We start from the raw sequence: 13,915 nt of genomic DNA, 5'->3' as shown, positions 1-13,915 counted from the left end.
ATTTTGATGATAACGGCCTGCTGAAGGCTCCGGTGCTTTTCTGGGTCGGACTGGTTGTGATGGCGCGGGCCTGGTGGTTATCGGGGCTGATGGTCATGATGGCACCCGCCGGCGATACACAGGTCGGTTTTCTCTGGCCGGATATCGGGTTACGGCTTGCCGCGCTGGCGGCCGGCGTCCCGGGCATGGTGATGCTGTTTATTTATCCGCTGCGCGAACGCTATCCAGGTCTGGCTCGTGCGAGCTATGTCGTGATACTGGCGGCTCTTTTAGTGATGGTGATGGTTGACATTGCAGGCGTGATAGCAGCGGCTCAGCCGTTGTGGGATATGGGATGGCTACTTTTTTGTCTAGATTTGTCCTGCATGGTGATGCTGTGGCCTGACCGGCGGTTGCGAGCGGTATTTTTTGGTGATGGTTCTAGCGACCAGACAATGACAAAAAGCGACGTTCAATAGTGGAGGAATGTAAATGAATAGGCTGGACAGTCAATTTATGCGGGAAGTCCATCATCGAGCCAACTTGTTGATAGAAGGTTTTAATCCGGGAAAGGCCCTTAATTGGGTTCGGAATATGGATAACCGGTATCGATTATTTTGTCTCCAGAATGAGACGAGGAAATACCTGTCAGGAGAATTATCACCACAAGAGGTGAGTGAATTCTGGTATCGGCTGGATGACTTAGCGATAAAGGATTTTATTTACTGTCTGGAAACGGGGGCATGAGTGCTATGGCAGAGGGGAAGGAGAGGTGACATTTATAGCGTGCCGGTACTTCACTGTGTTGTGAGCCATTTTATTGAGCATTACCTATGCGGTATGCAGGAAAAAAACACCTGAGATTGATGGCTAACTGCGGCTGTATTTCTGTCGTTATTTGTTTTTATTTTCCCTTCCAAATGACGTCCAGTATCGAAGGGATAGCTGATAAAAGGAGGGGCAATGGCTGGGAAACTTCATCACAGCGATAAGCCGTCTATATCCAGCGACTCAGCGTTCACTGGAAAAAAGAAAGTGAAACAGAGTAATCATGAGACTTATACCCTTCCAGTTTGCATGGCGCAGTGGGCAGACGAGCCTTTGTATCTTGTCGTGGCTCGTTGGGGGATGCAGCAGAAACGGTGGATAGACCGTAATGACATCTCGGCAGCTTTTCAGATACCAGATAGGCGGGCAACATTTCAGCTTTCTTATATCTCACGCAAAAAAGAGCGGGTTGCCTGTCGGATACGTTCGGTTCCAGTAGAGAGTGGTCGAGGACGGCGAGTGGAGATTTTTATCGACGACATTTTGCCTGCCTCTAAGCATCACCAGACTCATGCCCCACCACCACGTCGAAAACAGGCAGGCCCCACTTCACGTCGGGTGGGGAACGGTATGGTAGGTAACATAGGCCTATTGGACCGACTGCTTAAGGGCTGCAGGGAGGGAAAAGACGATGAGTAAACCCATGATTATTTGTTGCAAGGAATGGAGCGTGACGGTGGCATTAGCCGCGTTATTGGAGTCGAGTACTATTCAGGCCGTGTATAGCAGAAAACAGCTTATTCGTGTACTCCAAGATAACCCCGGAGTGCCAGTGGTTCTGGGACTGAACCCGCATGAACATGTTGTTGATTTGTATCAGTTGAAGCCATTGTTAATGGGACGAGAAGGGGTATTTATTGCTCGTTGTTTTTACTGGACTGATTACAGTTTGACAAAATGGTTAGGATTAGACCGTTACAGTTTTTGTTCATGGGATACGCTGCAGGCGCCATTCTCTCGGCTAGAGAAACTGCAGAGTTTTAAGCGGCTGACTATAACCGAACAATGTCATTATACCGCCGAGATGGGTACTCATGCTTTATCCCCGATGCCATTCCCCAAGACAGAGGTGAAGGTACTTGAATGGGCCAACCAGTGGCTTTCTTGGAAGCTGGCAGAGGCCGGTCTAAATACCAATGAAATTCGGGTTCTATCACTGATGGCCGAAGGACGGAAAGTGGGGCTCCCGTGCCGGGTAAGAAGTACGCATAAGGTCAATGGTCTCTATAAGCTCGGTATGAATAAACATGTGATGAATGTTTATCGTGGTGTGAGGGTGCGACAAGAGTTACAAAGTCGGTGGCTGACATTTGGAGTAGAAATATCTACGCAGAGTGTCAGTCCATACTGTCAGGAGACAGGCTAATGAGGGCTGGACTTTCGGCAAATAGCCGTATAATTCCTCTTGGGACAGATGTACTGACTGCCGCTCGGCAACGTATCGCCGATACCTATGACCAGTTCGAACGTATTTGTCTGTCGTTTTCCGGCGGAAAGGATTCAGCAGTCATGCTGCATTTGACGGCAGAGGAGGCGATTAAGCGAGGACGTCAATTCAGTATTTTGTTTATTGACTGGGAGGTGCAGTACCGTGCAACACTCCAGCATGTCACGGCTATGCGGGAGCGTTATGCTGATTGTACAGAACAATTCTTTCATGTCTGCCTCCCGATGACTACGGTGAACGGTGTTTCGTGCATTCAGCCGGAATGGACGGCCTGGGAGCCGGGCGTGGCGTGGGTTCGGCCGCCGCCGGAGGGAGCCATCACCGACCCGGCATATTTCCCGTTTTATCGCAGTGGAATGACCTTTGAGAGTTTTGTCCCCGCGTTTAATGCTTGGTTTTCTCAGGACGGGAGAGCGGCAACCCTAGTGGGAATACGGGCAGATGAATCTCTCAACCGTTTCCTTGCCATCAGCTCCCGGCGTAAGCTGAGGTTGTCGTCGGACAGGCCGTGGACAACCCAGCAGCCGGATGGGGACTGCTGGAGCATCTATCCGTTGTATGACTGGCGTGTCACGGATATCTGGCGTTTTCATGGTGTGAGCGGTCTGCCATATAACCCGGTGTATGACCTGATGTTCCGAGCGGGCGTCAGCCTCCCGGCCATGCGTATCTGTGAGCCGTTCGGCCCAGAGCAACTCAAGGGGCTGTGGCTGTATCATATTCTGGAACCGGGGACTTGGGCTCGCGCCTGTGAGCGAGTGAGTGGTGCCGTCAGCGGCGCTCGGTATGTCCGTAGCGGACGGCAGTATTTTGGTCGACAGCAGTTGGAAAAGCCTTCGCATCATAGTTGGCAGAGCTATGCCCATTTTCTGCTGGCGAGCCTACCGCCACCGGTAGCAAAACACTACCGGACCAAAATTGCGGTGTACCTGCGCTGGTTCCAGCAGCGGGAGTGGCCACAAGGGATACCGGATGAGCAAGAGGGTGATATAGGTGGGCGTGATATCCCGTCATGGCGGCGTATTTGTAAGATTATTCTGCGCAATGATTACTGGTGTCGAGGGCTGTCATTCAGCCCGACTAAAACTCACAACTACCGCAGCTATATGGCGCGACTGAAGCGTCAGCGGGAGGAATGGGGACTGATATGAACGATATGATGGAGAAAAGCATGCAGCAATCGGAGGCGTCGCTCAGTGAGATGGATGATGCTCAACGGACGCAGACGTTGAACACTATTCGTTTGCGACTGCATGCTCTAAGTCCGTTTAGCAATGAGCCGGTGGACTGCGTACTGTGGCTGCCGGCCGGGAAGGTACATGCGAACGATTACAACCCGAACGTCAATGGCGCCGACAGAGTTGCGTCTTCTTCATACGTCGCTGCAGACGGAAGGATATACCCAACCGGTAGTGGTGGCTCGGGCCCGTCGGGGATACTGCGTGGTGGACGGTTACCACCGTATGCAATTAGGCAAACACAAACCACGGCTGCGGGAGCGGCTAAAGGGGTATCTGCCGGTCGTGCGGGTTCATGAGACTGGCGACGGCGAGCGCCGGGCCGCTACCGTCCGGCATAATCGGGCGAGAGGACAACATGCAGTAACAGCCATGTCAGACCTGGTGCGTGACCTGGCCCGTCTGGGCTGGGAGGATGCGCGGATAGCAAAAGAGCTGGGGATGGATGCGGACGAAGTGCTGCGTCTGAAACAAATTAGCGGTCTGGCGGAAATGTTCGGGGACGGGATGTTTTCAGAAGCCTGGACCGTAGAATAATTCACGGAAACCTGAGGATGATATGAAAGAAGGTATTTATACGGTGGTGTTTGAGAGCAGCCAGCAGTCGGTAGGTGAAGGCGTAGTGGTGGTTAATAACGGGAAAATATACGGCGGGGATATTGCCTTCACTATCCGGGGAATAATGAAGCGGCCGGTGATGGAGCTGGAAGTGCATTATTACAACCGGGAAATCCCATCAGTACTGGGTATGGAGGAGGACTACTGGCTTGAGATGAGTTATTGTGAGATAGGAGAGGGGCGCTACGATTTTAGCGGTCACGTGAAAGGACATCCGGAACGGATGCTGAAGGCCTATGCGGTATTTCTGACACCTTTACTATAATAACGCCCGGGTGTATAAAAGAGATGAAAATGAAAAAATGGCGTTTTTTACTGGCCGTCATAGTTTGTGTTCTACTGGCCGGGTGTACGGTGTATTATCGGTAAGTTGAGTTAAGAAGTCAATGTTATCCCCGACAGCCTCAATACTCTGGCTGTCGGGGAAAAGAAGAATCAGGGTAATAACGCCTTCTGTGCTTCCAGAAGTTCTTCGCGAGAGCGATCTAGTTTTGTCTGTTTCCGCGCCATCTTTTTGAGATTTCCGGTTTCTTTAGCTTGCGCCAGTTCAACTTCAGCCCCAGCCACTTTTTGTTGTTTTTCCGCAATTTTTATCTGACGTTGTTTTAGTAATTTTGGATCGGTGCAGTGCGTTTCTATTTCGCTGAGTGCTTTCTGAAGTCCGGCAATCTGGTGAGTATTATGATGCTTCTGGGCATACGCGATCTGGCTTTCGATTTCCTGTTTTTTAGCTGTGCAGTCGGCGGAAACAGCGGCATGTGACTGCATCGATAATAACAATATAAAAGTTGTGGTGAACAATATTTTTATGTATTTCACAGGTTATTCCTTGTACAAAAAAAGAATTATAACGTTATGGCATGCAGCTCAATAATGGCAAGTCAATTCCACTAAATGTAATTAATGAAATATAATACATAGTAAACAGCCTGAGATAATGTGTTTAAAAAACTTTTTTAAGGTATATCCTTTTAGGATTTAGTGATGGTTGGTGTGAGGTGTATAGTTTACATAAACTATATTCTCTATATGGATATGAGTTCGGAGGAACAGTGGTGGCTAATTACATTTAATAAAGATAAAAGCTGGTTCATTGAACATGACAAGGGATTATAAACACACAACTTCAAATCTTCGGGTTTAAATGTAATTCTGTCAGAAGAAAATGACTATAACTGAAAACCTCACTATTGTGCGAGTTTGTTTTTAGGAAATTCCCGACAGGAGACTCCTGTCGGGGAAGATGATTTAATTACCTGTTGTTCTTCATCCTTCTAGTCAGCAACGTTGCACAAACGAAGCCGAGCAGGCTGAAAACGACCATGACATAGAAGATGTAGTTGTATCCCCTGATGCCAGCGAAGTTATCCAGTAAGGAGCCATAGAGTGTGTAGGCAAACATCGATGGCATATACCCGATGATACAACCAAAGGCCATGGCAGAACCGGCGAATTCCCTTGGTGTTCCTATTTCATCCATCGGGGCGAAGAAGATGGCCCGTTGTGAAAATATGATAGCCCCAAAACCAAGGGTTGCAGCCATACCAAGGTAGACGTTCATTGAGTCATGGGGCAACTGGATGAACAGCAGCATGGCAACGGCGGAGATAAGAAAGGTCCATTTCAAATAGACCACGGGGGAATGGGCTATTTTATCCGCAAGGTATCCCCCCACAGGCCCCCCCACCATTTTCAACCCATACTGGTTGATTATCCCGTATGCACCAACCAGTGCTACCGGCAATGCGTAGATATCTTTCAGGAACGGAATGAAGTATGTGAGCCCGCAATAGGCGGAATAAACAAAGAAAATACAGAATGAAGCCAGCCACAGGTTGGGAGATTTAATCACTCTCTTAATTCCCATAAATACCTGCCTGTTGGCATCTACCGCATTATCAGTGCTGACTTTGTCATCACCATCGACGATAAAATAGGTAATCACACCGACAAGGATCGTTACCAGCGTGTAATAGACAAGACCGGCCTGCATTCCTGCTTTTCCTTCGCCAAACTGCACGAAAACAAAGAGTGCACCTGAGGCGATCACCACATCAACGACCCCTCTGCCTGCCTCCAGAAAACCAAACATACGCCCCTGTTCCTCTTTGGTACCAAGAAGGCGAACCGCTTTCAGAAGCACAGGCCAGTAAACCACTTCACCAAAAAAGGCCATGGCCCCAAACGCTATCAGATAGCCAGTGAACGGTGGCAGCGTTGTCAGATAAGCGCCACATAACCCAACACCAATCAAACCTACAGGAAGGAGTATCTTTTTGGAAAATCGGTCAGCAATATACAGGGAGCTGAATAACCCGATGGTCTGGATAATGGCGTATACAGTAAAACCAAATCCAATCTGAGTATTAGTCAGACCCCAGTCAGCCTGCATCGGGACATAAAATACGTCCTTCATGCTGGACAGTTTGAATATTGTTCCCCCACCCAGAATGAGGAAGCAAAGCTTTATCCATTTATTCATAATGTATGTCCTGTTATTTGACGAGGGCAATGGCTTCAACTTCTATCAGCACATCCTTAGGTAATCTGGCCACTTCAACACAAGACCGAGCAGGGAACTTTCCAGTTGAGAAAAATTCGCTATAGACGGAATTAAAAGTCTGAAAGTTATTTAGATCGCTGATAAAACAGGTGGTCTTAACGACAGAATCCATATCAGTCCCGGCTGACTCGACAATAGCTTTCAGGTTACTCATGGCCTGTCTGGCCTGTTCTTCAATGCTGCTACCATTGACAGAGCCATCAGCAGCACGGAATGGACAGCAGCCGGATATAAATACAAGATTTCCGGAAATAACAGCCTGAGAGTAAGGACCAATAGCCTCTGGTGCATGCGGTGTGCAAATAATCATGTGAATGTCCTTTTTTATAATTAACAATATTTATTACGCAGGTTTTTAAGGGTCTGAACAGAAACCTGTACGCATCTTTCCTGAGCTTCCATTAACTCATCCAACCGTTCTTCAGAAATTTTCCCTGGGTAGTAGTATTCAAGAGGTTTTATTTTCTTTTCGTCAAAAGGCGAGGGTTTTACTGTGAAAGTTCCCTTAAACTCATTAACGCCCCCCGTACCTTTTGGCCGGGCGAAACGTGAGGCATAGGGAAAACAGGTTTCGATATTGATGCGGGTCACCGCTGAGTCGTCCACCAACGTTTTAAAGCAGGTATCTATATCTATGCTGCCTTCCCCGGCAGGAACACCGCAGACAACAGGTTCGTCTCCGTTCATGGTGACGATATGATCTTTAAAGTGGGTACTGAATGTGAAAGGTGCCAGTTTCCTGACGGTATCCACCGGTTCCTCCCATGCCATCATGCCATTGCCAATATCACAGTGCGCCCCTACCCATACTGAATTAACTGCTTCAATGACATCAATAATTTCGTCAGCCGTTTCGTCTTCATGATTTTCTACAGCCAGACGAATGCGATGTTTTTTGAGTAATGGAACGATGGACTTCAGTTGTTCAATAATTTGAGGGTATGCCTGCGGGTCATATTCACCCCGACGGAACATATAGGTTCTGATGATATCTGCGTTCAATGCTGAAGCAATATTCACGGCTTTTTTAATCGCGTCAGGGGTTGTGAAACGAGTGTCAATCTCACAGTAAAGGCCGTGAGTTTCTATCGCGTCTCTCACTTTTGCCAGGTATTCAGGATTGTCGCCGTTCAGTACTCCGAATTCCGGATGTAACCCTTCATCCGGAATGATATTAATTTCTACGCCATCAAGCCCCAGTTCGCTTGCTTTAGCAATAAAGCCAAAAATGTCCATGGCTCCCTGTTGGAAGAAAAGATGATATGACTCAGTTTCAAGGCCCAGTTTCATAGACTACCTCCGTGATGTTCTTTTCGGATTGTAGGGTGAGCAGATTGTGATTGAATGTGATCTGAGTATAAAAAACGATCACTAAGTAAAATAAAATATCACTTAGTGTTTTTTGAGGGTACTGATGTGGACGAATTTTGACAGGTGGTATAGCATTACCCCTTATTTCAAATCAGGAATAGACTTATGGAATCCATTATTAATCAGCAATTTAGTGATGATGACCGGAAGTTGCTGGCTTCGTTTGTTCCCTTCATTGACTGTCTTGGTACGTTTTTGGGAGAGTACTGTGAGATTGTCCTGCACAGTTTTGAGGATTTGCACCATTCAGTCATTCACATTGTGAATGGACACGTGACGGGAAGAGAGCGAGGGGCTCCTGTGACCAACGTGGCACTGGAGAAACTCGCCGAGTTTAACTCGACCAATGACATGTGGGACGTTTACTTTAGCAATAAGGGTGCCAGGCCTTTTAAATCGTCGTCATCACTCATTGTTAACAAAAATAAATCCCCGGTGGGGATGATATGCATGAACTTTGCACTTGATATGCCTCTGAATGCTTTTATAGATAATTTCGCAAAATCAAATAATTGCAGGAATGAAAGTTTTACTCAGGATATCAATAATCTGGTTCTGAGCCACCTTGAACCTGTTAAGAATATGGTTTATGCCAATACAGGCATTCCCAGTAAAAATAAAAACTACGAAATTATCAGAGAGTTGAACTCTATTGGATTGTTTGAGTTTCCTGTTACTAACAAAATTGTGTCATCCAGCCTGGGGATCAGTCCGAATACCGTTTACAAGCACTTAAGGTCGTTGAACAGTAAAGATTAGGAAGTATTCAGGTGCCTGCGGTTACAGGTACCTGCACGATTATCATTCTGGTATCGGTGATTTACTTTATCCCAGTCTTGCAACGGGTAACTCAGCCCAGCGGGTGGTATAAGCCGGGGAGAGTAACTCTCTTTTCATCTGCCACTCAGGAGCGATCCCTCGTCCCGCAAACCACACTTTCCCCAGCCCTGAATGGTTAATTCCGTCCAGAACCTTCATCAGTTGATTGCTGTTACTTCTGGGCTGAATATCGTCGAACAGGTTCAACTGCGAAACCCCCGTAGGAGTGAAATCATTGAGCATGCAACCCGCTTTTGCATATCTATGCCCATTCACCCAGATCCGATCCAGTGCTTTCACCGCTGCAGCTATAATGTCCCGGGTATCCTGCGTGGGTGTCATCAGCTTTTCACTGGCCACATTCCCGTAATACGGCTCTTTCACAGCGAACGGTGACGTTTTCACAAATACAGCAATTTGCCTGCAGAACTGCCGCTCGCCGCGCAGCTTTTCAGCTGCACGCTCAGCGTACTGACAGACTGCCTGCCTCATGGCTTCATAAGTGGTCACGCGCTCCCCAAATGACCTGCTGCAGACAATCTGCTGTTTCGGCGGGGGCGCCTCTTCCAGCGAAATACAGCTTTCTCCGTTGAGCTCCCGGACGGTTCTCTCCAGCACAACGTTGAAATTTTTTCTGATAAATGTTGGGTTCGCGCGCGCCAGCTGCAGTGCAGTGGTGATACCCAGAGTGCCCAGTTTCCTGGATATCCTGCGGCCAACCCCCCATATTTCTTCCACCGGCTGCAGTGAGAGCAGTTTTTCCGTGCGGCGGGGATTGCCCGGTGTTAACGCCAGTGTTTTGGTCGGTCCCATTCCCACGCCGATGGTCAGACCCGTACCGGAACGAACGCGCTCACGCAGTTGCCGGCCGAAGTCCTCAAAATCGATACAGCATTCTATGCCACAAATATCCAGAAACATCTCGTCAATAGAGTATTGCTCAACACGTGGTGCCAGCTCTTCCAGATGAGCCATCACGCGGTTCGACATCGACGCGTAGAGCTCGTAATTGCTCGAGAACGCGATGACTGGCTCCGTGAATTCAGCCGACTTCAGTTGAAACCACGGTACCCCCATTTTTATGCCCAGTTGCTTCGCTTCTTTTGAGCGTGCGATAACGCATCCATCGTTGTTACTGAGCACTACAACTGGTTTGTTACGTAAGTCAGGGCGAAACACCTTCTCGCAGCTTGCATAAAATGAGTTCACGTCAGCGAGCGCAAACATCAGTCTGCACTCCGGGTTTTGTGTACGAAAGCGGTCACAACGCCGAAAATCTGCAGATCTTCAGGATAGAGGACAGGATATGCTGGATTCATGGGGAGCAGGGCGACGCGAGGTTTCAACTGCAGACGTTTAACCGTAAACTCGCCATCCGTTTCTGCAATGACGATGTCGCCCTGTAGCGGTTTTTCTGCTTTATCGACTACCAGCAGATCGCCTGAGTGTAAACCCCTATCCCGCATCGAATCACCAATAGCCCGTACAAAGAAGGTTGAACTGGGGCGACGTATGCAATACGCATTCAGGTCTAGTTCTTCCTCGGTATAATCTGCAGCCGGAGAAGGAAAACCTGCTGCACATCGCTCTGTAAACAAAGGGATTCTCAGCGTTTCTGGAATGGATGAGACAGGAATAAGTTGCAGCATGTTATACCTCAAAAGTAACTGTACGCATATACAGTATGCAGGTATAGGATGTCACGTTCAAATCAACAAACGTATTTTTCTGATAATTGTCTGAAATAACGAGAATTAAAGTTTTTCCTGAATTCGCCTGATGTTTCAGAGACTGAATTTTGCTTTCCCACCGGGTATATGACGGTTAACGGGCCACATTTCGGGGCTGAGTTTTCAAATTGTTTTTTTTGATTTATAAAAATCGCTGGATAACGTTCTGTGGGGTTCTCAGGATGGGCAAAACGCTTTTATCCGGAGCCGCATTATGTCCTACCCCGATACCCCAGAGCAGGCCGCCATTATCGCCTGGAAGGGCACACGTCTGGTTGTCAGTGCCTGTGCAGGAAGTGGCAAAACCACCACACTCAGACGTTTTGCAGAGGAAAATCCAACCGAGCGAATGCTATATGTTGCCTATAACCGGGCCATTCGGGATGAGGCTGAGCAGAAATTCCCCTTCAACGTTATTTGTAAAACATCTCATCAACTGGCCTGGCCAACGGTCGGGAAGCATTACAGCAAGCGTCTGGTGAATACGCTCCGTCTTACGGACGTTGCCCGGGCGCTGAACTCCCGCAACTGGTTGCTGGCCAGACTGACTCTCGATGTGCTGAACCGCTTTATGTGTAGTGCGTCAGCTAACATTTCTGAAGAACTTCTCCCGGACCAGGACGATTGCAAAGGACTCCAGCCAGAGAGAATCCTGCTTTCCGCACAGAATATTTGGGCGATGATGTCATCCCGTCAGGAAACTTTTCCGGTCACACATGATACCTATCTCAAGATTTACCAGCTAAGCAAGCCTGACCTCTCTGCCCGCTATACCACGGTGCTGTTTGATGAGGCTCAGGATGCTAACCCGGTCACCAGTGCCATTATTCTTGAGCAGCCGTGCCGGGTTGTTCTGGTCGGTGATACTCACCAACAGATCTACCGTTTTCGGGGGGCGGATAATGCCCTCTGTGCTCCACAACTGGAGTGTGCAGATCGTCTGTGGCTGACTCACAGCTTCCGCTTCGGCCCGGAAATAGCAGAAGTAGCCAACAGGCTGCTGTCACTGAAGGGGGAGACGCATAAGATTACTGGAAAAGGCGATTCCGACCGCGTTCTCACAATAGTGCCACGTACGTTTGGTCATCATGCCATCCTTCACCGTTCTGTTTGCGGAGTGATCCGCACGGCACTTCACTGGTCTCTGGCCGGAAAAAAGGTGTTCTGGGTGGGGGGGATGGAAAGTTACAAAATAGAGGACCTGCTTGATTTGTACTGGTTTTCGATTGATATGACGGAAAGGATGCAGCACGACAGGCTGACACGTGAATACCGTGACTATGATGAGTATTTGCAGATAGCTGAAGATACGGATGATGTGGAAATGAAGCAGGCGATTTTCATACTGGATCAATTCTTTCCGTTACCGGACAGGCTAAACACATTGCGGGAGCAACGCGTGACCACTGAATCGGATGCAGATGTGACCGTATGCACTGCGCACAGAAGCAAGGGGCTGGAATGGGACAGGGTAAAATTACATGATGATTTTGCAGATATTCTCGATCCTGAGATGCCGGACAGCAAACGTCACGATGAAATTAACCTGATGTACGTAGCCGCGACCCGGGCGCGTAACATATTGATCCCCGGCCCTATATTGTCCGAAATTCTGGTCCAGCCTTCGATCGGAGAGCTGCCTCCATTCCCATCTGATGATGACAGCTTATCCTCAGAAACAGGAGGGGAGAAAAGCGATGTGGCGTAAATTCCGTAAAATGCTAAAGGGAGTCAGGGCAGACAGGCCTCCATCTTCTGTTTCATGCCCAACCAAAGACTCGCTTCGACAACGAGGATATCTGGATCCACTATCAGCTGTATCATTACTGGATACTGAGAGTCGACAACATTTGCTCAGGCAACTGTGGGACAACAGTCTGTTGCCTCAGACACACTATGAGCAGTATTTTCTGGCGCCACTGAAGCTATGTGTTTCACTGATGCAACAACTTCCTGCCACTGCAAACGGGCATCATGCCGTACCGGGCGGGATGGTCGATTACACGTTGAAAACAGTAGCCTATGCGGTTCGCCTATCCCGGGGGTACATGTTGCCCCCAGGTGCCAGTGCGGAAGAACAGTCCGCCCAGAGTGCGGTATGGGGGGCAGTGGTATTTTATGCTGCCTTATTTCATTCTCTGTCTTCTCTACGCCAGATTGAAGGTGAGTTGTTAAATGGGGAGATCTGGTATCCGGGGATTAGCATACCGGGACAGCCTTATCGTTTCCGTTTTTGTTCTGATGTACCGGACGGAGCCGCGGAGGGGCTGTGTACGATGCTTGGGATGCGTTTACTTCCTGGTGAGGTGATCCTTTGGATGAGTAAAACACCACAGGCTCTGGATACGCTGCTGTCATTTATTCGTGGCGACTTCGGACATGCCTGTGTTATTTCTCAAATCGTGGAGGATGCAATACAGCATGCGGAGGGAGATCCCCTAAGCATTCTGAATAAACCTTCGGTATCAGTGGAACTCTCCCTCCCTACAGCTACAGACGGCGCGATGGCTCTGACTACATCAGTGCAGCCGCTGAGCGAAGGTGTTTTACCTTCTGAAGAGCATTTGCAGGTACAACCGGATGCACCGTTGGATGTACCGTCTTTAACATCGGCCCTTGATGAAAAGTTATCTCCACCGAGCCCTACGCTTCAGGCTAGCCAGAAAGTGGATGATCAGGCGATTCAGGATGTGATATCGCTGATGGGGTTTGATCCCGGATCTTCCGTCGCAGAGGCAGCTCCTGAGCAGGTGACTCCCGTGAGTCTGGACAGGGATGAATTAGCGCCTGTTGGGTCTGCCGACGCGGTAAGTTCCGACGAACAGCCTTCGCTGTCGACAACGCAACTCCCTCCTGAAACCGAAGCCAGCCATCCTGACGAAAATGAGGATTATGGGCAGCAGTTTATATCGTGGCTGAGTAAGAAAATTATATCGGGGAGCTTAAGTGTCAATACCAAAGAGGCACAGATACATATCGTGGGAGGGCTGATATTCCTGCCAACGCCGAGTATTTTTTTCTCTTTCATGAAAGACAATGCTTACGCCCCCTCGCTAAAAGGTGATGTTCAGCGCGGATTTGAACGCCTGGGGCTGCACTTTATACAAAAAGGTAAGGGCGTTTTTTCCTGTGTGAAGTATGAGTCTGAAAACAGACAGGGACGATACGAAAAATTTTCGGGTTATCTCATCAAGTCAAAAATAGTCTATACCTCTCATCCCATCCCCGCTGATTCAGCCTATCTGTTTGTGTCAAATCGAAATTACAGTGAAAGAGCGACATAGCAGAAAGATTATCTGTCTCTTTGATTTTGTAACAGTTT

At 48.5% G+C, this 13,915-nt stretch carries 14 protein-coding genes and 1 pseudogene; 9 read left to right on the top strand and 6 right to left on the bottom strand.

Annotated features, from left to right (window positions below):
- The 6 genes and pseudogenes from NA624_RS20665 to NA624_RS20640 form a co-directional block, all read left to right on the top strand.
- The coding region (locus tag NA624_RS20665) for a DUF2919 family protein (protein WP_305157254.1) at positions 1–458 on the top strand (458 nt) is incomplete at its 5' end.
- Positions 459–942: 484 nt separating this feature from the next.
- The gene (locus NA624_RS20660; protein WP_000907518.1) at positions 943–1,446 is read left to right on the top strand and encodes a CaiF/GrlA family transcriptional regulator; all 504 of its coding nucleotides are present in this window, start codon (positions 943–945) and stop codon (positions 1,444–1,446) included.
- Positions 1,439–2,173, top strand: a complete 735-nt coding sequence (locus NA624_RS20655) for a hypothetical protein (RefSeq protein ID WP_000042823.1) — start codon at positions 1,439–1,441, stop codon at positions 2,171–2,173. Before NA624_RS20660 ends, NA624_RS20655 begins: the two co-directional genes overlap by 8 nt.
- Positions 2,173–3,405 carry a phosphoadenosine phosphosulfate reductase gene (locus NA624_RS20650; RefSeq protein ID WP_001201238.1) on the top strand — a complete coding sequence of 411 codons (1,233 nt, stop codon included), beginning with the start codon at positions 2,173–2,175 and terminating at the stop codon, positions 3,403–3,405. Before NA624_RS20655 ends, NA624_RS20650 begins: the two co-directional genes overlap by 1 nt.
- Positions 3,406–3,410: 5 nt before the next feature.
- Positions 3,411–4,029 (top strand): annotated as a pseudogene (locus NA624_RS20645) (IbrB-like domain-containing protein).
- A gap of 22 nt (positions 4,030–4,051) precedes the next feature.
- A complete protein-coding gene (locus tag NA624_RS20640; RefSeq protein ID WP_000657915.1) occupies positions 4,052–4,375 on the top strand; it encodes a GrlR family regulatory protein in 324 nt (107 codons plus the stop codon).
- Between the two features lie 170 nt (positions 4,376–4,545).
- On the opposite strand, the gene NA624_RS20635 is transcribed toward NA624_RS20640, so the two are convergent.
- The 4 genes from NA624_RS20635 to NA624_RS20620 all read right to left on the bottom strand — a co-directional run bounded on the left by NA624_RS20635 (position 4,546) and on the right by NA624_RS20620 (position 7,963).
- Complete coding sequence (locus NA624_RS20635; RefSeq protein WP_000874029.1) at positions 4,546–4,929, bottom strand: DUF1090 domain-containing protein; 384 nt, start codon at positions 4,927–4,929, stop codon at positions 4,546–4,548.
- Between the two features lie 433 nt (positions 4,930–5,362).
- Positions 5,363–6,592, bottom strand: a complete 1,230-nt coding sequence (locus NA624_RS20630; protein ID WP_001045780.1) for an MFS transporter — start codon at positions 6,590–6,592, stop codon at positions 5,363–5,365.
- A gap of 13 nt (positions 6,593–6,605) precedes the next feature.
- Positions 6,606–6,983 carry a RidA family protein gene (locus NA624_RS20625; protein WP_000582545.1) on the bottom strand — a complete coding sequence of 126 codons (378 nt, stop codon included), beginning with the start codon at positions 6,981–6,983 and terminating at the stop codon, positions 6,606–6,608.
- Positions 6,984–7,003: 20 nt separating this feature from the next.
- A complete protein-coding gene (locus NA624_RS20620; protein ID WP_000765975.1) occupies positions 7,004–7,963 on the bottom strand; it encodes a sugar phosphate isomerase/epimerase family protein in 960 nt (319 codons plus the stop codon).
- Between the two features lie 186 nt (positions 7,964–8,149).
- Here NA624_RS20620 and NA624_RS20615 point away from each other — a divergent pair, with 186 nt between their 5' ends.
- Positions 8,150–8,803: a helix-turn-helix transcriptional regulator gene (locus NA624_RS20615; RefSeq protein ID WP_000443821.1), complete on the top strand. Its 654-nt coding sequence runs from the start codon at positions 8,150–8,152 to the stop codon at positions 8,801–8,803.
- A gap of 66 nt (positions 8,804–8,869) precedes the next feature.
- On the opposite strand, the gene NA624_RS20610 is transcribed toward NA624_RS20615, so the two are convergent.
- Together NA624_RS20610 and umuD are read right to left on the bottom strand one after the other, a co-directional pair.
- Entirely contained in the window at positions 8,870–10,090 is a 1,221-nt protein-coding gene (locus NA624_RS20610) for a Y-family DNA polymerase (protein WP_023262076.1), read from the bottom strand.
- The gene (umuD, locus tag NA624_RS20605) at positions 10,090–10,512 is read right to left on the bottom strand and encodes a translesion error-prone DNA polymerase V autoproteolytic subunit (protein WP_001549365.1); all 423 of its coding nucleotides are present in this window, start codon (positions 10,510–10,512) and stop codon (positions 10,090–10,092) included. The genes NA624_RS20610 and umuD overlap by 1 nt, the downstream gene beginning before the upstream one ends.
- Before the next feature lie 295 nt (positions 10,513–10,807).
- On the opposite strand from umuD, the gene NA624_RS20600 reads away from it, so the two are divergent.
- Both NA624_RS20600 and NA624_RS20595 read left to right on the top strand, forming a co-directional pair.
- Positions 10,808–12,301: a UvrD-helicase domain-containing protein gene (locus NA624_RS20600; protein ID WP_000121294.1), complete on the top strand. Its 1,494-nt coding sequence runs from the start codon at positions 10,808–10,810 to the stop codon at positions 12,299–12,301.
- Positions 12,291–13,877: a TraI domain-containing protein gene (locus NA624_RS20595; RefSeq protein WP_000269036.1), complete on the top strand. Its 1,587-nt coding sequence runs from the start codon at positions 12,291–12,293 to the stop codon at positions 13,875–13,877. Before NA624_RS20600 ends, NA624_RS20595 begins: the two co-directional genes overlap by 11 nt.
- Positions 13,878–13,915 lie beyond the last annotated feature (38 nt).

Source organism: Salmonella sp. NW38, assembly GCF_051807745.1.
Lineage (GTDB): Bacteria > Pseudomonadota > Gammaproteobacteria > Enterobacterales > Enterobacteriaceae > Salmonella > Salmonella enterica.
This window is presented reverse-complemented; position numbering and strand designations above follow the sequence as displayed.